Consider the following 19909-nt stretch of genomic DNA (forward strand, 5'->3'; position numbering starts at 1 on the left):
AAATGGTCACTCGTCGGGCGTAACTGCCGAGCCGACCAGCTGCCCGAATCGAATCACACGGTTGAGTGATAGAGCAGAAAGATTTTATTTCAATCCTATAAATCAGAGGCTATGCGCATCATCGTCGGCATCGCAGTCGCCGTTCTCCTGATTTTCGGCGCAGCCTCGGTCACGGTGGCCGCCGGGTCGGCATACGAGTTGACGGTCACCGGCGCAATCGAGACGCCGACAGAAACGGTCGAGATCGAAGGCAGCGAGTACGACATCGACGAAATCGCCGTGATCGACGCCGGCGAACCGATCGAACTCCAGGTCACGTCGGCGGAGAACTACTACGTCCATCTGTACAACACCGACGGAAAGCACGAGCACAGTGAGTACATGTCCGCCGACGAAGACACCGTCACGATGGGTGACGCCGATGATGAACTCGACACGAGCGCCCTCGAGCCCGGCACCTACATGCTCTCGCTCGAACCTGACGACCAGGGTCGCGAGGCGGTGACTCCGGTCGTCGTGCAGGGGTACGACGTCGATCTCGCGTATCCGACGACGGTCGAGCAGGGGAGCGAGATCGCGATCGAGGCGACCGTCGAACCGATCGGAGACCTGGACCAGCCAGAGACGCTCGACGTCGCGATCTGGGAGGGGGACGACGTCACCGAGGTGACGCTCGACCACGAGAGCGGTACGAACTACCGCACGACGGTATCCCTGGCGAACGTCGAAGCCAGCACCTACAACGTGTACGGTGCCGTCGTTGGCGACGAGAGGGTCGAAGGCTATCCGACATCCCTCGCCGTCGAGAACGGGGCGTCGCTCACCGTGACGACCGACGAGACCGATACCGACGGGGACGGAACTGATGGCACGGCCGGCGACGACAGCAGCGACGCCGACGACGAGACCGATTCCGATGGTGGAAACGACAACGAGACCGACACCGACGAGCACAACGCCGGCAACGAGTCCGATGCGGACGACGGGACCGCCGACGACCGTAACGCGACGGCCGAAGGCAACGAGTCGACCGATCGCGAGAGCGGGAACGCCACCGAGACCGGTGCGGACGCGGGTGCCGACGAACGGGACGCTGACGACGGCAACACGTCGGACGAGGTCATCGAACCGTCCGAACGCGACGACACGACGCCGGACGAGACTGACCCCGACGAGCTCGGAGCGCCAGTCGCGATTCCGATTCTGGTTACGATCGCCACCTTGCGTCTGGTGGTCACCCGTCGAAACCGACTCTAACTGTCGTCGAAATGGGTGGTCCGTGCCTGACCGACTGAACTCCCTCCGATCGCGAAGGACCATCCGCAACCGAGCTCTCGACCGTCTGCCTCAGCCCCGAAACTATTAACCTGGGTGAATTAGATTCACTGATATATGAGAAATCTGGAACGACGGGCAAAAGTGACTGTCATGGTCTCCATCATGCTTCTCGCTCCACTCGCTGGAGTTGCGGGGACCGCTTCAGGCACAGGAACGGCAGCGAGCGTCGCCACAGAGGAGACGAACGACGAGGTCGTCGAGCTCAGCGACAACGTCTCGGTCTGGACCCGGACACCACTCTCCCTCCGCGCTGAAAGTTCGGACGCAAACGCTTCGGTGGATCTCCCGGGGAGTAAGGTCGAAACACCGTCAGTAGACAGCAATCTGCACCGGAGCTCGGCTAATGTCTACGAGACCGGTACCGAGGCGACGCTCACCTTCGGCGACCACGTCGATGCCGGCGACTTCGACGGGGACGCCCAGGTGGTGGGGGCCTATCTCAACGAAGACGTCGATGGGGACACGAATCTGAGCGCCCTCCCGACGACCGGCCAGGAACTGCTGGACGCGCTCGACGCGGAGAACCGCGATGCGCTCAACCGGAACGTCACCTTCACCAATTCGTCTACCCAGATCGACGACGGCACGTTCACGCATTCGGATACGCCGGAAGAGTCCGGATTCTACACGTACTTTGTCACGACCGGGGGCATCGAAGTCGACGAGACGAACGGGAATATCACGTCGATCGACGACACGACTATCCTCGGCGTCGAGCAACTCGTCGCCCACGACGAGCCGTCGACTGTCGACGTGTCCTCGCCTGACTCCCAGATCGAACCCGGTGACGACGTAACCTTCGACGTCGACGCGACGGCCCTCGAAGGTGTCGAAAACGTGACCCACGCCGTCGTCCTCTACGACGCGAAGGCGTTCAACAGTAGCGAGATGACGATCAACACCACTGAGGAGTTGAACGCCAATCTCTCTATGGAGAACGTTACGGTCAAACACGACTTCGAGTCGGTCAACGGCGTCCAGACCCTCGAAGACGACGTCAGCTTCTTCGGACAATCGCTCGAGAATCGGACGGAACGCGGCCTTACCGACCCCGCCAACGTGGTGAACTTCATCACGTCCGAAGCGGGACTCGACGATCCGACGACCGAACCTGGCGACGTCCAACTCAACGCCTCCTCGACGGCGCTCGTCGGCAACGCGAGCGAGGAACTCACCGTCGAAACCTTCGAGAACGGGTCCGAAACCGACTACCGCTGGGTCCACGTCGCGATGGGCGCCTCGAGCGATCAGTTCCAGACCGCAACGGATACGATCACCATTGGATCGACCGACGATGACGGCGATACCGGCGGCGGTGGCGGCGGTGGCGGTGGCGCTCCAGGGGCGATGCCGAGCCTCGATCCGACGTTCAACGTCACCGGGGCGTCGCTGAGCGATACCAAAACCGCCGTCGGCGAACCCGTCGACATCACGGCGACGATCGCCGAGGTGGACGGCGACCAGGGCGGCATCTTCACGGCCGAACTGATCGCGAACGGCGAGGTCGTCGAGACCAAGGACGTCGTCGTATTATCCGGTTCGACAGAGACGGTGACGTTCTCCAGGGCGTTCGACGAGCCCGGCACGTACGAGATCGCCGTCAACGACGTCACGGCCGGGACGCTTACCGTCAGCGAGAAATCGACGACACCAACTAAACCATCCTTCACTGTCACCGACGCATCGCTGAGCGAGACCGAGATCGCCGTCGATGATGACGTCGACGTTACGGCGACCGTCGAGAACACCGGCGAGAAAGCCGGGACGTTCACCGCGGAACTGCTCGTCGACGGCGAGGTCGTCGACGAACAGGACGTGAGCGTCAAGGCCGGAGCCAGCGAGACGGTCACCTTCACCGAATCGTTCGACGAGGCCGGCGACTACGACCTCGCCGTCAGCGGGACGAGCGCCGGCACGCTGACCGTCACTGAGACCGTTGGTGGCGACTCGGGAATCCTGCCGGAGTCCCTTCCGAGCTTCACCGTGCTCGTAGCCGGGATCGCCGCCCTCGTCTTCGCGGCGGCCGCCATCCTGATCGTGCGGGCCGCACTCTGACGGCGCGGGCCACCCGCCATCGATCGGTCGACCGTCGATCGAGGCCGTGCGTTCGGTGACGTCTCCCGTCGATCGTGATCGTGTCCAGCGCGTCCGTCTCGTTTTTACCGCAGTTGCCCCGGGACAGGGACCTCGAGCCAGGGCTATCGGCACGGATCGATTCGTGACCGTCGTACCGGCATCGATGCTGGGTTCCACAACCCCCGTCAGACGCGCCGACGACGCGCCAGGCCCGGAGCTCGCGGATGACGGCACCGGATTCGAGCGGCGCTCCCCGGCACGCAGGTGAAAGTACAGCGTCTTTGTGTCGTCGCGAGAACAACGGACTGTATGTCCCTGACCACCGCAGTGCGGCGGTGGCTGTCGACCGACGACGTGGTCATCTACGAGTGTCGGAACTGCGGGACGACGCTCGAGCGTACCGAACGGACCTGTCCCACCTGTGGATCGACCGAAATTGCGGAGTACGACGCCGCCGAGTACGACTCGATGGACGTCGGACAGTGATCGGCGCGGTCCGCAGTGGCAGGAGGGGGCCGGGGGATGTGCCGCCCGCGGGTGGGCGACTCACCGGTCGCGCCGGGGGTCGCGCCCGAGGACGCTCGCGACGGACTCGACGCGCTCGTCGGCCTGCTGCGTTCGACTCTCGTAGTCGTCGATCTCGAGCGAGGTGATGGTACGATCGGCCTCGACCGCGTCGTGGGCCGCCCGGACCGCGTCGAACACTTCGTCGACGGACTCGGCCTCGACGACCGTGTCCGTCGCGGTCAGTTCGTACGAGACGTCGAACTCGTCGAGCACCTCGATCGCCTGTGCGATTTCGTCGGAGAGGCTCCCGTCGTGGACGGGAATGACCTCGAATCTGGCGATGACTGTCATGGGAACACCTCGGTGCCGCGTGCCGGGTGGCGCGTGGCCACCGACTGGCACCGGTGAGCTATCACGACGATCGGAATAGTTCTTCGCGGTCGGTGCGCGCGGCGGCCGCGGCCGTGTTCGAGACCCGTGAGTCACGGCCGCCGCGGGGTGACTGCTGCCTCGACGGGCAGAACGGAAGACATTTCGCGTCGCTCCATCTCTTCGGCAGCCGCATGCAACCTCGCCTGACTGGCCACCGCGGGCGCGTCCTCGCCGCCGTGGTCCTCGGCTCGCTTCTGATCGGCTGTCTGCTCTGGGCGGGCGCGGCCCCCGGCGATCCGATGACGAGCGAGTACCCGGACGAAGTCGAGGTCACGCCGACGCCCGAGGCGTACGTCGGGGAGCAGGTCGTCCTCGGCGGTTTCGTCGTCGACACCGATCCCGTCGTGATCGCGACGCGGGCCAGCGGCTACGGCCGCTTCACTCTGGTCGGGGCGAACGATCGGCTCCAGAACGCCGACGGCCCGCTCGCGGAGGGCGATCGGGTGACCGCCTTCGGCACGCTCGAGGACGACTCGACGCTCGTCGTCGAGCGCACGACGACCCGGGCGTCGTCCGAGACGCGCTACATGCTCGCCGTCTCGCTCGTGGGCGGCCTGTGGGTGGCCGGCCGCTGTCTGCGGGACTGGCGCTTCGATCGGGCGTCGCTCGCGTTCGTGCCGCGAGACGAGTCGACCGCGCCGCAAGCTTCGCGAGAGTCCGCTCGCGGCGCCGGGGGTGAACGCCGTGCCTGACCTGCTCACCCACGTCCTGATCGGCTACGTCGTCGGCACGCTGCTGTCGTTCCGGTACGAGTCGCTGGGGCCGGCCCACGTCACGCTGGTCACGGTTGGGGCGCTGTCGCCGGACTTCGTGAAGATCCAGCTGCTCCTCCCGGACGGACTGGTCGCGTGGGTGCTCGGCGTGCCGTTTTCCTGGTCGCCGCTTCACACCCTGGCTGGCTCCGTGCTCGTCGCCGGACTCGGCTCGCTCCTCGTGGCCTCCGCCTACCGCAAGCAGGCGATCGCGCTGTTCGCGATCGGTGCCTGCTCCCATCACCTCCTCGACGTCCTCCTCCTGACGCCCACCGGCGTCGCCTACGGGGTCTTCTGGCCGGTCACCGACTACCGGCCGCCGGCCGGCGGACTCTACCTGAGTAGCGACCGCTGGCCGGCCCTCGTGGCCGGTTGCTGTGCCGTGCTCGTGTGGGTGATCGATCGGCGTCGCACCGATCCCGCCACGGAATCGGCTGCTCGCTGACGAGGGTGGCGATCGGCGCGCGGCGACGGCTCTCGGCGGCGAGAAGCGGCGACGAGAACGGCACGGGAGCGGAAACGGGAAACGAGGGTGGCGAAAGGAGTGGACGAGGAGACGGGCGTGCTCGTTCCCGGGAACGAGCGGTGCGACGGGCCGGAGCGACGCAGTGCCGGTGAGACGTGAAAAGCGTCTATGCCGGCACCGTAACCGAAGTACGGGACGCGTAAAAAGTCAGCGATCGAGTGCAAACCAGCCGGTTTCTCGACGTAAAGCGACGGAACCGATCGCGACGCGCCGGGGGTCCCTTCAGAGTCGCCGATCGCGAAGCGCCGGGAACTCCTCGCGAACCGACGCGACCGCGCCGGGATCGACGTCGGCAAACACGAGCGCCGGGTCGTCGCCGCTCGAGGCGAGCGGGACGCCCCAGGGGTCGTAGACGGTCGATCGGCCGAGGAGCGTCGCGTCCTCGAACGCGCCGCTCCCGTTGATCGTCGCGAGGAAACACTGGTTCTCGATCGCCCGGGCCCGGGAGAGGGTCTGCCAGTGCTCGATCCGCGGGTACGGCCACGCGCTGGGGACGAGCACCAGGTCGGCCCCTGCGTCGACCAGCCGCCGGTAGAGTTCCGGGAACCGCAGGTCGTAACAGGTCGTCACGCCGACGGTGAACGGCCCGACCGACGCGGTCTCGATCCGTTGGCCGGGGACGAGCAGGTCCGACTCGGCGGAGTCGTAGCCGAACAGGTGGTGTTTCCGGTAGACGAGTTGGCGGTCGCCGGTCGCGTCGAACAGCGCGGCGGTGTTCGCCAGCCCCGCGTCGGCCGGCGTCTCGACGGCCTCGGTAGCCGCGAGATCCTCAACGATCGAGCCCGCGAGGACCGCGATCCCGTGGTCGGCGGCCGCCTCGCGGAGGCGGGTGAACGTTTCCCCCTCGAACGGCTCCGACAGCCGTTCGTACCGATCGAACGCGAAGTAGCCGACGTTGAACAGTTCCGGCAGGGCGACGAGGTCCGCGCCGCGGGCGGCGGCACGCGAGACGGCGTCGAGGGCGCGATCGACGTTGGCGTCCACCCGTCCGGGTTCGATATCGAGCTGTGCGAGCGCGAGCGTCGTGGTCGTGCCGTCGGACGACGGTGTGGGATCGGCGGTCATCGGTGGGTCTCCAGGTCGCGCTCGAGCGCCCGACGCAGGTTGTCCAGTTCGCCGTCCAGGTTCCGCTTGAAGAACTTCTCGACGCCGGGGAGTTTGCCGTCGACGACGAACCGGTTGTCGAGACGGGTGCCGTTGTCGGTTTCGACGATTTCGTGTTCGCCCGTCACGGTCATCACCTTCGATCGACCGACGAACTCGACGTACTCCGGCGGTCGTCGGACGACGTCCTCCGTGTCCACGGCGACCGTCCGCCGGACGAGCGGGATCGGTAACTCGACGTGCCACGTCGCTTCGTGGCCCTGCTCGTCCCTGACGCTGTAATCGGTGACGACGCTGATCGCCCGGGCGCGGTTTTCCGGATCCGAAATGAACTCCCAGACCCGCTCGGGCGACGCCGACACCTCGAACGAGCGATCGACCCGTACAGTCATGCTACTACCTGGGAGTGTGACCGATAAAAAGTCCGTGGCCTGATTGCCGGTGGCCCGACCGGACGGGCCGACAGCCCGGCGTCGATCGCGCGGACACCGACGGGGGATGGGCGGCCGATCGCGAACCGACCCTCCGGCGGCCGGGTCAGCTGAGGGTGACGCGCCAGGTCGTCGAGCGGGCCCGGCCCCACTTCTCGATGTCGACCTCGTCCGATTTCTCCGCGAGGTGTGGCAGCCGCGCCCCTACCTGCTTCGACGAGAGTCCGATCGCTTCCGCGATGTTCTTCGCCCGGAAGTACTGCTCTCCACGGGCGGCGCTCTCGCGGAGATACGAGAGAATCCGCTGCTCTTCGTCGGAGTAGTCGGTCATCGTCACCGGGTACTAGGTCGTCGCCAGCCTTAACTTTTGACGGCCGTCCCCACGCCGCGAAATTCGGATCGGGGTCCCCGACGGCGAATCGCGAGGCGTGGGAATCGCCTGCCGATCGACGTCGGCCTCCGGCGCGGACCCGCGTTCGGCGGACCGGGAAGCATCTAGTTCCAGTACAGGTGAATCGCGACGACCGCAAGCGAACTGAAGAGCACGGCTGCGGCAAATCCCCAGGCTGCCGTGATGTCGGGCGCGCCGACGATCATCAGCACTGCCCCGATGACCGCAAGCACACTGAGCGCAAGCGTCAGCCCGACACCCTTGTCCGTCGTCGTCTCCGATTGCGTAGCCATGATCGGGAGTTTCTGACAGGGTTTCTTAATTGCATCCATTTCCCGGCCCGCGTCGGACCGCCCGGGTCGAACCCGACGGTCCGGAATCGTCGGCGGCGCGCCGGTCGGCCGGTCGACGCCGCGACAGCGCCCGATCGGTCAGTTGATCGTCGTGTACTCGGACTCCTCGTTCAGCGCGAGGTTCGCCGAGATTTCCGCGTTTCGCATCGCGTACTGTGCGGTCTGCTGGAGGCTGACGAGCACTTCGCGGACGCGTAACAGGTCCTCGTTGGACATCTCCGGCAGTTCCGAGAGGATCTCCTGTTCCCGGTCCGAGATCTCGTGGAACAGTTCCCGGACCTCGTTGGACTTGTCGTAATCGCGTTCGACGGCCGCCTCGACCGCTCGCGAGGTGATCTCGTCGACCAGGTCGTTGAGTTCCCGGATCTCGCGCATCACCGAACTGTCGATGTTGAGGCTGTGACCCGGGGTCTCGATCACGATGTCCGCGATGTCCTCGGCGTTGTCGGCGGTGAGTTCCAGGTTCTTCGCGATCGATCGATAGCCGATGAGCGGGAAGCCGCTGTTCAGGCCGACCGCACGGGCGAGGTTCGGGTTCTGGTAGGCGGTGAAGATCAGTCGCAGGAGGAGCACGAAGATCTTGTTGGCCTGTCGTTCGCGGTTCAACGCGCGCTGTGCGAGATCGGGATTGCCGTGTGCCAGGGCCTTGATCGCCTCGCTGCGCATCGTCTGCCCGGTTCGTTCGAGTCGCTCGAGCAGGTTGTCGAGCGTGAAGTCCTCCGGATCGACCGAACACCGGATCGAGATGCTCTCGGGGGTCTCCTCGATGACGCCCAGTCCCATCAACTGGGTCTCGGCCTGGTACACCGCGTTGATCGTCTCCGACTCGAGCGCCCCGTCTTCACACTCGATGCGGATGACCCGGCGACCGAGCACGTACTGGGCGACGATCGCGCGCTCGACGGCGGTGGCGTCGAGGTCGTCCGAATGGATAACCGCCTCCGTCTCTTCCGAACTCGCGGACTCGGGCATCACCGTCAGCGTACCCTTGCCGCTGGTTCGGAGCGACACCTCGTCGCCTTTCTGGACGTCGTGTTCGGAGGCCCACTCGGCAGGGAGGGTCATCGCCAGCGTCGACGGACCCAGCCGTTGCACTTTCCGCGTTTCCATACCGCTGGCTAGGTTCGACCCGACCTTAATCCTGACTATATGGTCATTATATCGTCGTCGCGTAGTTATATGGTTCGTTCCAGAACCAGTATTCGAGTACACCTTATACGGACCCGGATCGATCCCCGTCGATCGTCGTCAGACGACCTTCACCAGTCGGGTCGTGAACCGGCCCGTCCGGACCTGCTGCCAGCCCCGCAGGTCCTCGGCGACGTCCTCGTCGTCGGTGTCGACCCTGAGCGCGCCGATCCCGTCGAGTTTTGCCCCGGACGCGACGACCTCGATCTCGTCGGCCCGGTCGATGACGGCCGGGGAGATCTGGTGGTTCCCGCGGCCGAAGATGAAGCCCTGGCCGCCGATCGGGGAGACGACGATCGTCGCCGGGTTCTCGAGGACGTCGAGAATCTCGGACTCCGACGCGTCGCGTGCGAGCACGTCGCCGTCGCGCCAGACGTCGACGCCGAGCGGGGAGGGGTCGATCCCCAGTTCGGACTCGATCGCCCCGACGGTGCTTCCGGGGCCGAAGACGTAGGTCCGATCGGACTCGACCTCGCGGGCGAACCCGGCCGCCAGCGAGTCGACGCTCCCGCTCGCGATCTGTTTGCCGGACTGGACGTCGGGCGCGACGGGGACCGGGACGATCGCTTTCAGTTCCGACCGGACCTCGCCCTCCCGGTAGGCGTCCTCGTCGATGTCGTTGACTTCTCGATCGGCGACCCGGTCGAACTCGGCGGCGATCCGCCCCGCGTCCGCCGGGGTGACGCCGAACACCGACGAGTAGATTTTGACGCCCGCGGGCACCCCGAGCATCGGGGTCTCGGCCCCCTCGGTCTCCAGCACTTCGGCCACGTCGACCGCCGTCCCGTCGCCCCCGACGAACAGGACCAGGTCGACGTCGCGATCGAGAAACGCCCGCACCGCCGCGCGGGTGTCCGCGGCCGTCGTTCCGGGATCGGCGGGATCGACCGCGTCGGGTTCGCCGTCCGTCCCGGCCGCCGGTTGGTCCTCACCGCGCGCCTCCCGCGGATCGTACACCACTTCGGGTTCGTAGCCCGCCTCGCGAACCGCATACTCGCCCATCACGCCCGCGGCCGTGTAGACGGTGCAGTCCGGCCGGCGGCGATGGAGCGCCGCCAGTGCGGTCCGCGCCCGATCGGGCGCACGTGGTTCGGCACCCCGGCGGCGCGCCTCCGCGACGTTCCCGTCGGTTCCCTTCAGCCCGACCCGGCCACCCATCCCCGCGATCGGGTTGACGACGACGCCGAGAGACTCCATGCGCGGGCTATGGTGGGCCGGCGCAAAGAGGCGTGCGGTCTGGCCGGACGGCAGTTCCCGACCGACGCTCGCAGCCGTCCGTCCGGGATCTGAAATATTAAGAGGGCACGGGACCGACCGGCGGGTATGAACGAACTGGTCTTGCCGCTCGCATCGGAGTCGCCGCTACCGATCGGTATCGTCGGCTGGGGAGTGTTACTCCTCGGGCTCCTGGTCACCGTCGTCTGGCTGATCTACCTCTACCGCTGATACGGTCTGCCGTACGACGATCGCCGGGCCGCGCTCGCCGTCCCCCTCACGGGGACTCGACCCGCTCGCGAAGCCACGCCGCAGCCGCCGCGACGGTCGCCTCGTCCGTGCTCTCGATCGAGATCCGGACGGATTCGCCGGGATAACTCCCGACGGAGACGTCGAACTCCTGGCGTAACAGCGCGATCCGATCGAGGAGCGCGCTCTCGGGTTCGGCCGCGACGACCACCTCCCGGTAGGTCGGGTCGCCTGTAAACTCCGGCGCGATCGTCTCGAACATCGTTTTCATCTCCTCGGGGACGCCGGGAAGGACGTAGACCCCCTCGAGGACGGCGCCGGGCGCGACGCCCGCCTCGTTGTGGAGCGCCCGCGCTCCCGCCGGCAACGCCGTCGTTCCCTCGGTCAGGTCGGCCCGCGAGTAGCCGTCTTCTTCGAGCCACGCGAGGGCCGCCTCGTGTTCCTCGAGGTCGCGGCCGAGGGCCGCGGCGACCCCCTCCATGGTCAGGTCGTCGTGCGTCGGGCCGAGTCCACCGGTTACGACGACCGCGTCGTACGCCGCGCGGTACTCGTTGACGACCTGGGCGATGTCCGCGACCCGATCCGGGACCGTCGTGACGCGCTCGACCCCGACGCCCCGTTCGGCGAACCGTTCACAGAGCCACGTCGAGTTCGTGTCCGCCGTTCGTCCCGCGAGCAGTTCGTCTCCGACCGTGACGACCGCGACGTTCATACCGATCCCTTCGAACTGCCACGTCAAATGGTTCTCGTCCCGCCGGTCCGATCACCGGCTTCGTCAACCCACCCCAGATACACCACATAAACTGACACTCAGGATAACCACAAGATTCAATTTTGATAATTGGGAACTGTGAATCGATGTCACGTGGCGGGACGAAAGGAGACGAGCCGAAATCGGGGGCGATCCTCTCGGCACTGGGAAGCAAGTACAGCGCGGAGATCCTCTGTGCAGCCGGGACCCCGAAGTCAGCACAGGCACTGAGCGACGACATCGAGATTCCGATCGCGACCTGCTATCGGCGGATCGAGGAACTCGTCGACGCGGGGCTGTTGACCTGCGAAGGGCGACAGCTCTCCGAGGAGGGACGGCGGACGAACATCTACCGGCGAACGGTCGACGAGATCGAGATCGACTTCTCGGACGACCAGCCCGAGTTCTCGCGCAAGCGCCGCACGGAGGCCAAAAACAGGCTCCAGGATCAACTCGAGGATTGAACCGGCCGAGCGTCCGCGGCGGTCGCCCGTGACGTGGACCCGGGGCAGTACGAGCCGTTCGGTCCCCGCTCCGATAGTAGTCGTCCGCTCACCGGTCAGTGTCGGAAGCGCTCCCGTCGCGCGACTCGTCGACCGGCGTTCGGCCAGAGTTAAGTACTCTCTCGAGAATACTGGAGTATGATTGATGGCGTCGACGCGGACGATACGATCGACGACGCAGCCGCTGACGGCGTCGTGCAGGGCACCCGACGAGTGCTCCACGTGGGCCGCGATCGGCCGATCAGGATCAGCACCGGGCATCGGATCCTGCACCACGACGGCAAGTGCTCGCGCCCGCACGGTCACAACTACGAGGTGAGCGTCACCCTGGCCGGCGACCTCACGGCGGAGGGATGGGTCGCCGACAAGGGCGATATTACCGAGGTAATCGAAGAGTGGGATCACAGGTTTCTCCTCGAGGCGGGGGACCCCCTCGTCGAGGCGTTCGAGGCGGCCGGCGATGGCGACGCCGTCGTCGTCCTCGACCATCCGCCGACGGCGGAGGTGATGAGCGTCCTCCTCGAGGAGAAACTGGCGGCTGCACTTCCCGAAACCGTCACCGACGTCGCCGTCCAGGTCAACGAGACCAGCGAACTCTGCGGCGGAGGGCGGTTCTGAGATGCCCGTCTCCGACGCGGCCGACCTGGGCGACGCGAGTACCGCTCCCGGCGACGGGCCGGACGACGCGACCGACGCCCTCCCGATCAACGAACTGTTCTATTCGCTGCAGGGAGAGGGGACGCTCGCCGGCGTCCCCTCGGTGTTCGTCCGCACGAGCGGCTGTAACCTCCGGTGCTGGTTCTGCGACTCCTATCACACCTCCTGGGAACCGACCCACGCCTGGCTCGACGTCGACGAAATCGTCGCCGAGGTCGAATCGCACGAGGCGGCCGATCACGTCGTCCTCACGGGTGGGGAGCCGATGCTCCACGACGCGAGCGTGGCGCTGCTCGAGGCGCTCGACGACCGGGGCTATCACACCACCGTCGAGACGAACGGGACGATCGTACGGGACGCGCCGATCGACCTCGCCTCCATCAGTCCGAAACTCGCGAGCAGTACCCCGACGCCCGATCGCGCGCCGGACGACGCCGACGCGGGACCCTGGGCGGAGCGCCACGAGCGCAATCGAATCGATCTCGACGCGCTGGCCGGACTCGTCGAGGCGTACGACTTCCAGTTGAAGTTCGTCGTGACCGACGCGGACGACATGCCCGAGATCCGCGAATTGCTCGCCGACCTTCGCGACGCCGCGGACGTCCCGATTCGCGACGACGACGTGCTCCTGATGCCCGAGGGCGTGACCCGGGAGCGACTCGCGGAGACGCGCGCCCGCGTCGCCGACCTCGCGATGGAACACGGGTTCCGGTACACCCCGCGGCTCCACGTCGACCTCTGGAACGACGCCCCCGAGACGTAACCGCCCGCCGACCGACCTCTGGAACGACGCCCCCGAGACGTAACCGCCCGCCGACGATCGTACTGACGACCGACCCCACGACCTCACGATGACCGCAGACACCGACGCCACGACCGACGAATCGTCCGCCGACCACGCCGTCGTCCTCCTCTCGGGCGGCATGGACAGCGCCACCGCCGCCTACGAGGCCCGCGATCGGGGGTACGAGATCTACGCCCTGCACACCTCCTACGGCCAGCGCACCGAGGACCGCGAACTCGAGTGCGCTCGCCGCCTCGCGGACGACGTAGACGCCGCGGACTTCCTGCGGATCGAGACCGGCCACCTCTCGGCGATCGGTGCCTCGAGCCTCACCGACGACGAGATGGCAGTCGCGGACGCCGACATGGAGAGCGACGAGATCCCCACCTCCTACGTCCCGTTCCGGAACGCGAACCTGCTCGCGATGGCGGTCTCCTACGCCGAGGCGAACGACTGCGGGGCCGTCTTCATCGGCGCCCACAGCGAGGACTTCTCGGGGTATCCGGACTGCCGCCCCGAATTCTTCGACGCCTTCGAGCGGGTAGTCGACGTCGGGACGAAACCCGAGACCGAGATCGCGATCGAGGCCCCGTTCGTCGACTGGTCGAAAACGGATATCGCCCGTCACGGCGTAGACCTCGGGGTCCCGTACGAACACACGTGGAGTTGCTACCGCGAGAACGAACCGGCGTGTGGCACCTGCGACGCCTGCGCGTTCCGCCTCCAGGCGTTCCAGAACGTCGGCGTTCGGGATCCGATCGCGTACGCCGACCGCCCGTCCTACGTCGACGACGCGTAGCGATCGACCGCCGACGCGACGCCCTCATCTCGGACGGCCACCGCGTTGTGTTCCGCCAGATGGCTGTAGTAGCAACTGAAAGTCAATGCACTCCCGATCGCAGGACGGCTGTGCGATCAGTGTGTAAATCGTTTCAGTTGCTACTATAATCTGGCGGGTCACGGGGCGTTTACCCGGGATTTCGCCGAACGTCTCGGATGATAACCAAATAGCTTTTATGGTGCTCTCCGTACGTAAAGTATGGAATTAGATAACACGACCCACAGAGTCACCGACTCGCCGATCGGTGACGTCGCGTATCTCGCGCGGTCGGAACACCGCGTCCCGGCGCTGGTCGCGCTGACGGAGCGTCCCCGGAGTCGCTCCGAACTCTGCGAGTTGACCGGCGTGTCCTCGTCCACGATCCGGCGGACGCTGGACGAATTCGAGGATCGGATCTGGGTCCGCAAAGACGGTTACAAGTACGTGGCGACCCGGCTGGGAGAGGCGATCGCGTCCGGGATGGAAGACCTGCTCGATCGGGTCGAGACCGAGCGAACGTTACGCGACGTCTGGCACTGGCTCCCCGACGAGGTAACCGAGTTCCCGATCGAGGTGTGGGCAAATCTCACCGTCACCGTCGCCGAACCCGACTTTCCCTACCGGCCGGTGAACCGATTCGAGTCGCTGCTCCGGGAGACGACCACGGTGCGATGTCTCCGACCCGAGGTCGCGCTGATGGAGCCCTGTCTGGACGTGTTGCAGCAACTGCTCGGTGACGGCGTCGAGGTCACGGTGATCGATCGCCCGAACTGCCACACGTACTTTCTCTCGACGTACCCGGAGCAAGGAACAGAGATGCTCCAACGGAACAATTTCACCGTTCTGGAGCACGACGACCTGCCGCCGTTCGGAACCGGGGTGCTCGACGAGCGGGTCGTCATCACCTGTTTCGAGCAGGACAGCGGAACCGTTCAGGCGGTGCTCGATACCGACGAACCGGTGGTTCGCGAGTGGGCGCAATCGATCTACGACAGCTACGCGGCCGATTCGCGACCGTTCGAACCGCCACAACTCGTCGAGTGACGATCACCGGTGACACGTTCGGCCGGGTGTTCCCGTCGTCTCTCGTGTGCGCTCGAGACGTCGTGTCGAACGGGGCGTCGTGTCGCACGAGGGCCGTTTTGGTCGGGGTGTCTCTCCAGCGAGTACCGCCAGCGCAGTCGGTGCGCCGTTCCCAGCGAGTGCAGGACCGGCAGGGGCTGCCGAAACGTCACAAAATAGCTAGAATACCTCCGGTTTCGTAGGTTCGGTCTGCGGAGAGATACCCAATGACCAACGAACAGCAAATCGTTCACGGCGTCGACCTCGAAACGCTCGAGGGGTTCGCCGAACACGCGGCCGACGACCCCGACGCGGTCCAGCTCGGTCTCGGGGCGTCCGCGACCTACGAGGGGACGGCCGCGCACAGCCTGGCGAAGATCGACAGCTACCTCCTCGGCGGCGACACGATCGCCCGCGAGACGCGTGAGTACACCATTCCGTACGGCGCCTGGAAGGAGGTGATGGACGCGGGCGGGTGGGTCGGCGCGACCGATCGGATAGAGCCGATCGAGGCCGCGCTGTCGGCGCTGGCCGCCTGCATCAACGTCGGAATTTCCATCAACGCCGCCGCAAACGGCGTCGACTTCGACACGCTCCGGACGTACGTTAGAACCGACTTCGATCCCGCGGTCCTCTTCAGCCTCGCGGAACTCAACGAGGCCGAGTCGGTCTACGAGAACCTGACCGCGGAGATCGAGATCGAGGGGGCGGACATCGACGAGGAACAGATCGACGAGTGGGCGCGGCGAGCGCCGGTGTACACGCTCGTCTCGCTCGCACAAGACGTCGAGATGACCGTCAACACCCCCGCCCAGGTAGCGGGCGACGACTGACCGGTGAGTATCGATGAGTGAATCACTCGACACGGACAAACTCGAACGCGAAGTCAAGTCGATGTACCGCGACGTCGCGGCATCCGCCGACGCCGAGTTCCACTTCGAGACCGGCCGGGAACTCGCCGAGCGTCTCGGCTACGACCCCGACGATCTGGACGCCGTTCCGGACGCGGCGATCGACTCGTTCGCGGGCGTCGGCTACCATTTCGGGATGGCAGCGCTCAAACCGGGCGAAGCGGTACTCGACCTCGGGAGCGGGTCGGGGATGGACGCGTTCGTCGCGGGCCTCCACGTGACCGAGACCGGAACGGTCACCGGGGTGGACATGACCTCGGAACAGGTCGAGAAGGCCCGCGACCTCGCGGCGGCGAACGGCTTCCACAACGTCGCGTTCCGCCAGGGATACATCGAGGACCTCCCGTTCGAGGACGGGTCGTTCGACGCGGTGATCTCGAACGGCGTCATCAACCTGTCCGCAGAGAAAGAGCGGGTCTTCGAGGAGGCCGCCCGGGTGCTTCGGCCAGGGGGGCGGCTCGCCCTCTCGGATATCGTCAGCGACGACCAGTTGCCGGAGAGCATCAAGAGCGATGCGGACCTGTGGGCGGCCTGCATCGGGGGTGCCGAGCAAGTGGACAGCTACACCGACCTGATCGAGGCGGCGGGCTTCGACGTGGACGCGGTCGACGCAAACGTCGACTACGAGTTCAGTTCCGATCGAGCGGCCAACGCCTGCCAGCGGTACGGCGTCAAGAGCCTCTCGCTGAGCGCCCGGAAATCCGTCTGAGCGGACACCGATGGAGTACGGGAGCCGGTGCCCCGCGAGAACACCACCGCGCACCCGTCGCTACTCGCCCGCGGGCCGGCGTTCCGGGTCCCGCCGTCGCTCTCGCTCTATCGTCGTCACGTAGATTCCCGCGAGGACGATCGCGCCGCCCGCGATCGTGATCGCGTCGGGCACCTCGGCGAGCAGGACGAGCGCGAGCAGCGTCGCGCCGACGGGTTCGCCGAGCCAGCCGACGCTCACCACGACCGACTCGAGGTGTTTCAGGACCCAGTTGACGATCGTGTGGCCGAGGAGTCCCGGGCCGATCGCCATCCCGAGAAAGAGGAGCCACTCGCGGGGCGGATAGGCGAGGTACGCGTGGCCCTGTGCGCCCACCAGGAGCCCGAGAGTCACCGCACAGGCGGTGTAGACGACCGTCACGTAGGGAAACAACGAGACGCGCTGGCGGATCGATCGACCGGCGAGCACGTAGCCCGCGACGGTGATCGCGCCCAGCAGGGCGAGCGCGTTGCCGTACAGCGTCGCGTCCGAGATCGGGGCCTCGCCGGCGTCGCCGAACGACATCGCCGCCGCACCGACGATCGCGATCGCGATGCCGACGACCGTCTCGCGGCTGACGCGCTCGCCGAGCACCAGGGTCGCCCCGACCGCGACGAAGATCGGCTGGGTCTGGACGAGCGTCACGCTGGCGGCGACGCTCGTGTGGTTCAGGCTCTCGAACCAGGCCGCGAAGTGGACCGCGAGCGCGACGCCGGCGACGATCGCGAAGCCGAGATCGGTCCACGAGAGTCGCCCGAACTCCTCGCGAGAGGACAGGAGCGCGATCGGCGCGACCAGCGCCGTCGTGAACAGCACCCGGTAGAACGCCGCGATCGAACTCGGGGCCGTACTCCACCGGACGAGGATCGCGCTGGTGCTGGCGGCGAACACCGCGAACGCCAGCGCGGCGACCGGCGTCACCTCGAGATCCGATCGGTTCACGTCCGCCTCGAATATCCGATACCTCAAACGCGTTGCGAAACGCGACCCGGCGACCGGGAACCGTCGGGACTTTGGCACGGAACGGCTGCCAGTTCGTATGGACGAGGAAACCACGGGAATCGCGTACGCGCTCGTCGCCGCGACGGGCTTCGGGACCGTGGGTATCTTCGGGACGATCGCGAGCGATGTCGGCCTGTCGATCCCGACGGTGCTCGGGTTCCGGTTCGCGACCGCGACGCTCGTCCTCTGGGCCCTGCTGGCACTGCGCGGTCGGGCCAGCCTGCTCCGGGGCCGGACGCTCGGCCGGGCCGTCCTCCTCGGCGTCTGCGGGTACGGCGCGATGAGCGGCTTCTACTTCTGGGCGCTCGAGTACATGACCGCCGGCCTGGTCGCGATCGTCCTCTACACGTTCCCCGCGTTCGTCGTCGGTGCGACGCTGGTCACGAACCCCGGCCGGATCAGCCGATCGCTGGTGGTGGCGCTCGCGCTCGCGCTCGGGGGCGTCGTCCTGATCGTCGGGGCGGATCCCGCCGGTGCCGATCCCCGGGGCGTCCTCATCATGCTCGGCGCGGCGCTCGCATTCGCCGGCTACGTGATGGGGAGCGAACGGGTCCTCGAGTCGACCGACCCGGAGGTGCTCACGGCGTACGTGCTCCCCGCGTCGGGCATCGGCTTCGTCCTCTACGGGATCGCGACCGGAGCGGCGACGATCCCGGAACCGACGGCGACGACCGCGTGGAGCGCCCTGCTCGGACTCGGCGTGGTCGGGACCGCCGGTCCGATCCTCGCGCTGTACGCCGGCCTGCGACGGATCGGTTCGAGCCGGGCGAGCATCGTCAGTACCGCCGAACCCGCCGTCGCCGTCGTCCTCGGTGCTGTCGTGCTGGCCGAGCCGATCACGGCCAGCACCGTCGTCGGCGGTGCGCTCGTCCTGACCGGCGTGATCTGGATCCATCGCCGTGGTTGACGGCATCGGTCCGCCGCGACGAATTCCTGACGCCTACTCGTCTGGAAGCCGGTTCCCGCGGTAGATCGCGGCGACCTCCCGATCGACGACCTCGAGTTCGACGATATCGTCCTCGGTGAGGTCCTCGGCGTCCCACTCGTCGAGGTAGGCGACGGCGTCCTCGCGGTTCTCGAACGGGCGCGGATTGATCCCCATCGTCTCCTCGGGAACCGCAGTGTCGTCCGAAACGAGCACGTACGATGCATCGAAGCCGTCGACGAGGTCCTCGCTTTCGAAGTCGGTGACCCAGGCCGCGGTGATTTCCGCGTCCGTCGGCGGCGCGGCGTAGTACGCGAACAGACAGCCCGGCGTGTCGAACAGCGCACCCTGCCTGTCCTCGTGGGCGAGCTGGCACTGCCACGTCGGGTAGTCAGCCGGGATCATGTTACAGACCGGACAGACGTACTCCCCGGTGAATTCGAGCGGCTCGTCCCCGGGGTGTTCGACGTCCGTTTCGTACTGGTGTTCGTCGTCACCGTCTCCGCCCTCGTCACCGCCGTCGCCGGTCCCGCCGAGACAGCCGGCGACGCCGACGGGGACGCCGGCCCCGACGACGCCCAGGAATCGACGGCGGGAGGTCGATCGGCGTTCGTCTCCGCTCATATACCCGTCTATTGTGGGTACGGCGGCAAAACGCGCGTGGTTCGATCGTCGAACCGTCCGCGGTCGTCACTCGAAGTGGGCCTTCGTCGCGCGGTGGCGATTGCGGAACATCGCCTCGAATCCGGCCTGCGAGAACGGCACGGTCGCGTCGGCGAGACCGCCGAGCCGCTGGACGAGGGGCAGTTCGTAGTCGACGTGGTCGCGCACCACCGTCTCCTCACCGTCGGCGTAGAACGAGTGGGTGTGGACCCACCGATCGAACGGGCCGTGGACCATCTCGTCGCGGAAGTACGCCGACCCGTCCGTTCGCTCGCGCTCCGTGATGATCGATGTCCAGTGCTGGCGCGGTCCGACGCCGAACGGACGCATCGAGAGGTCGATTTCGCTCCCCGCCTCGAGCAGGTCGGGCTCCGGCTCGCCGTCCGGCCCGAGCACCCGCTCGACGCGCAGTCCCATCCACGCCGGCGTCACCGCCTCGAGGCCGCTCACCCGGGAGTGAAACTCCCACACGTCCTCGAGCGGCGCCCGGACGGTCGTCTCGCGTTCGTACGAGGGCATAC

Annotated in this window: 25 protein-coding genes; 14 read left to right on the forward strand and 11 right to left on the reverse strand. The window is 66.7% G+C overall.

Annotated elements, in window-relative coordinates:
• The first annotated feature begins 111 nt into the window (after positions 1-111).
• The 3 genes from AC6I6X_RS11690 (at position 112) to AC6I6X_RS11700 (ending at position 3900) form a co-directional block, all read left to right on the forward strand.
• Positions 112-1257 carry a hypothetical protein gene (locus AC6I6X_RS11690; protein WP_497930690.1) on the forward strand — a complete coding sequence of 382 codons (1146 nt, stop codon included), beginning with the start codon at positions 112-114 and terminating at the stop codon, positions 1255-1257.
• 135 nt (positions 1258-1392) lie between these two features.
• A complete protein-coding gene (locus tag AC6I6X_RS11695) occupies positions 1393-3393 on the forward strand; it encodes a CARDB domain-containing protein (protein WP_497930691.1) in 2001 nt (666 codons plus the stop codon).
• Positions 3394-3723: 330 nt separating this feature from the next.
• Positions 3724-3900, forward strand: a complete 177-nt coding sequence (locus AC6I6X_RS11700) for a hypothetical protein (protein ID WP_497930692.1) — start codon at positions 3724-3726, stop codon at positions 3898-3900.
• Positions 3901-3960: 60 nt separating this feature from the next.
• On the opposite strand, the gene AC6I6X_RS11705 is transcribed toward AC6I6X_RS11700, so the two are convergent.
• Positions 3961-4272, reverse strand: coding sequence for a thiamine-binding protein (locus AC6I6X_RS11705; RefSeq protein ID WP_497930693.1), 312 nt, complete (start codon positions 4270-4272; stop codon positions 3961-3963).
• 212 nt (positions 4273-4484) lie between these two features.
• Here AC6I6X_RS11705 and AC6I6X_RS11710 point away from each other — a divergent pair, with 212 nt between their 5' ends.
• Both AC6I6X_RS11710 and AC6I6X_RS11715 read left to right on the forward strand, forming a co-directional pair.
• Positions 4485-5045, forward strand: a complete 561-nt coding sequence (locus AC6I6X_RS11710; RefSeq protein WP_497930694.1) for an OB-like fold-containing membrane protein — start codon at positions 4485-4487, stop codon at positions 5043-5045.
• On the forward strand, positions 5038-5550 hold the full coding sequence (locus tag AC6I6X_RS11715; RefSeq protein ID WP_497930695.1) for a metal-dependent hydrolase: 513 nt from the start codon (positions 5038-5040) through the stop codon (positions 5548-5550). The genes AC6I6X_RS11710 and AC6I6X_RS11715 overlap by 8 nt, the downstream gene beginning before the upstream one ends.
• A 303-nt stretch (positions 5551-5853) precedes the next feature.
• Here AC6I6X_RS11715 and AC6I6X_RS11720 read toward each other — a convergent pair whose 3' ends face one another.
• The 6 genes from AC6I6X_RS11720 to AC6I6X_RS11745 all read right to left on the reverse strand — a co-directional run bounded on the left by AC6I6X_RS11720 (position 5854) and on the right by AC6I6X_RS11745 (position 10295).
• Positions 5854-6696, reverse strand: coding sequence for a carbon-nitrogen family hydrolase (locus tag AC6I6X_RS11720; RefSeq protein WP_497930696.1), 843 nt, complete (start codon positions 6694-6696; stop codon positions 5854-5856).
• Positions 6693-7127: an SRPBCC family protein gene (locus AC6I6X_RS11725; protein ID WP_497930697.1), complete on the reverse strand. Its 435-nt coding sequence runs from the start codon at positions 7125-7127 to the stop codon at positions 6693-6695. Before AC6I6X_RS11725 ends, AC6I6X_RS11720 begins: the two co-directional genes overlap by 4 nt.
• 145 nt (positions 7128-7272) lie before the next feature.
• Positions 7273-7497: a DUF7123 family protein gene (locus AC6I6X_RS11730; protein ID WP_497930698.1), complete on the reverse strand. Its 225-nt coding sequence runs from the start codon at positions 7495-7497 to the stop codon at positions 7273-7275.
• Between the two features lie 164 nt (positions 7498-7661).
• Positions 7662-7850, reverse strand: a complete 189-nt coding sequence (locus tag AC6I6X_RS11735) for a DUF7525 family protein (RefSeq protein WP_497930699.1) — start codon at positions 7848-7850, stop codon at positions 7662-7664.
• A 138-nt stretch (positions 7851-7988) separates the two neighbouring features.
• Positions 7989-9020 (reverse strand): PhoU domain-containing protein, encoded by a 1032-nt coding sequence (locus tag AC6I6X_RS11740; protein WP_497930700.1) that lies wholly within the window; start codon positions 9018-9020, stop codon positions 7989-7991.
• Positions 9021-9158: 138 nt separating this feature from the next.
• Entirely contained in the window at positions 9159-10295 is a 1137-nt protein-coding gene (locus AC6I6X_RS11745; protein ID WP_497930701.1) for an ATP-NAD kinase family protein, read from the reverse strand.
• Between the two features lie 126 nt (positions 10296-10421).
• Here AC6I6X_RS11745 and AC6I6X_RS11750 point away from each other — a divergent pair, with 126 nt between their 5' ends.
• Positions 10422-10544: a hypothetical protein gene (locus tag AC6I6X_RS11750; RefSeq protein WP_265339236.1), complete on the forward strand. Its 123-nt coding sequence runs from the start codon at positions 10422-10424 to the stop codon at positions 10542-10544.
• A 46-nt stretch (positions 10545-10590) separates the two neighbouring features.
• Here the strand turns inward: AC6I6X_RS11750 and AC6I6X_RS11755 are convergent, their stop codons facing one another.
• On the reverse strand, positions 10591-11274 hold the full coding sequence (locus AC6I6X_RS11755) for a competence/damage-inducible protein A (RefSeq protein ID WP_497930702.1): 684 nt from the start codon (positions 11272-11274) through the stop codon (positions 10591-10593).
• A gap of 146 nt (positions 11275-11420) precedes the next feature.
• On the opposite strand from AC6I6X_RS11755, the gene AC6I6X_RS11760 reads away from it, so the two are divergent.
• The 7 genes from AC6I6X_RS11760 to AC6I6X_RS11790 all read left to right on the forward strand — a co-directional run bounded on the left by AC6I6X_RS11760 (position 11421) and on the right by AC6I6X_RS11790 (position 16759).
• Positions 11421-11777, forward strand: coding sequence for a helix-turn-helix domain-containing protein (locus tag AC6I6X_RS11760; protein ID WP_497930703.1), 357 nt, complete (start codon positions 11421-11423; stop codon positions 11775-11777).
• Positions 11778-11954: 177 nt separating this feature from the next.
• On the forward strand, positions 11955-12434 hold the full coding sequence (locus AC6I6X_RS11765; RefSeq protein ID WP_497930704.1) for a 6-pyruvoyl trahydropterin synthase family protein: 480 nt from the start codon (positions 11955-11957) through the stop codon (positions 12432-12434).
• A 1-nt stretch (position 12435) separates the two neighbouring features.
• Positions 12436-13236: a 7-carboxy-7-deazaguanine synthase QueE gene (locus AC6I6X_RS11770; RefSeq protein WP_497930705.1), complete on the forward strand. Its 801-nt coding sequence runs from the start codon at positions 12436-12438 to the stop codon at positions 13234-13236.
• A gap of 88 nt (positions 13237-13324) precedes the next feature.
• Positions 13325-14056 carry a 7-cyano-7-deazaguanine synthase QueC gene (gene queC / locus AC6I6X_RS11775; protein ID WP_497930706.1) on the forward strand — a complete coding sequence of 244 codons (732 nt, stop codon included), beginning with the start codon at positions 13325-13327 and terminating at the stop codon, positions 14054-14056.
• Between the two features lie 240 nt (positions 14057-14296).
• The gene (locus AC6I6X_RS11780; protein ID WP_497930707.1) at positions 14297-15121 is read left to right on the forward strand and encodes a helix-turn-helix transcriptional regulator; all 825 of its coding nucleotides are present in this window, start codon (positions 14297-14299) and stop codon (positions 15119-15121) included.
• A 245-nt stretch (positions 15122-15366) separates the two neighbouring features.
• Positions 15367-15972, forward strand: a complete 606-nt coding sequence (locus tag AC6I6X_RS11785; RefSeq protein ID WP_497930708.1) for an OsmC family protein — start codon at positions 15367-15369, stop codon at positions 15970-15972.
• Between the two features lie 13 nt (positions 15973-15985).
• Entirely contained in the window at positions 15986-16759 is a 774-nt protein-coding gene (locus AC6I6X_RS11790; RefSeq protein ID WP_497930709.1) for a methyltransferase domain-containing protein, read from the forward strand.
• A 60-nt stretch (positions 16760-16819) separates the two neighbouring features.
• Here the strand turns inward: AC6I6X_RS11790 and AC6I6X_RS11795 are convergent, their stop codons facing one another.
• Positions 16820-17740: a DMT family transporter gene (locus tag AC6I6X_RS11795; protein ID WP_497930710.1), complete on the reverse strand. Its 921-nt coding sequence runs from the start codon at positions 17738-17740 to the stop codon at positions 16820-16822.
• 97 nt (positions 17741-17837) lie between these two features.
• Between AC6I6X_RS11795 and AC6I6X_RS11800 the strand changes: the two genes are divergently transcribed.
• Positions 17838-18707 carry a DMT family transporter gene (locus AC6I6X_RS11800; protein WP_497930712.1) on the forward strand — a complete coding sequence of 290 codons (870 nt, stop codon included), beginning with the start codon at positions 17838-17840 and terminating at the stop codon, positions 18705-18707.
• A gap of 33 nt (positions 18708-18740) precedes the next feature.
• Here the strand turns inward: AC6I6X_RS11800 and AC6I6X_RS11805 are convergent, their stop codons facing one another.
• Both AC6I6X_RS11805 and AC6I6X_RS11810 read right to left on the reverse strand, forming a co-directional pair.
• Positions 18741-19349 (reverse strand): nitrous oxide reductase accessory protein NosL, encoded by a 609-nt coding sequence (locus AC6I6X_RS11805; protein ID WP_497930713.1) that lies wholly within the window; start codon positions 19347-19349, stop codon positions 18741-18743.
• A gap of 66 nt (positions 19350-19415) precedes the next feature.
• Positions 19416-19907 carry an SRPBCC family protein gene (locus tag AC6I6X_RS11810; RefSeq protein WP_497930714.1) on the reverse strand — a complete coding sequence of 164 codons (492 nt, stop codon included), beginning with the start codon at positions 19905-19907 and terminating at the stop codon, positions 19416-19418.
• Positions 19908-19909: the final 2 nt, after the last annotated feature.

The sequence above is a fragment of the Halosolutus sp. YCN4 genome (genome assembly GCF_059736495.1).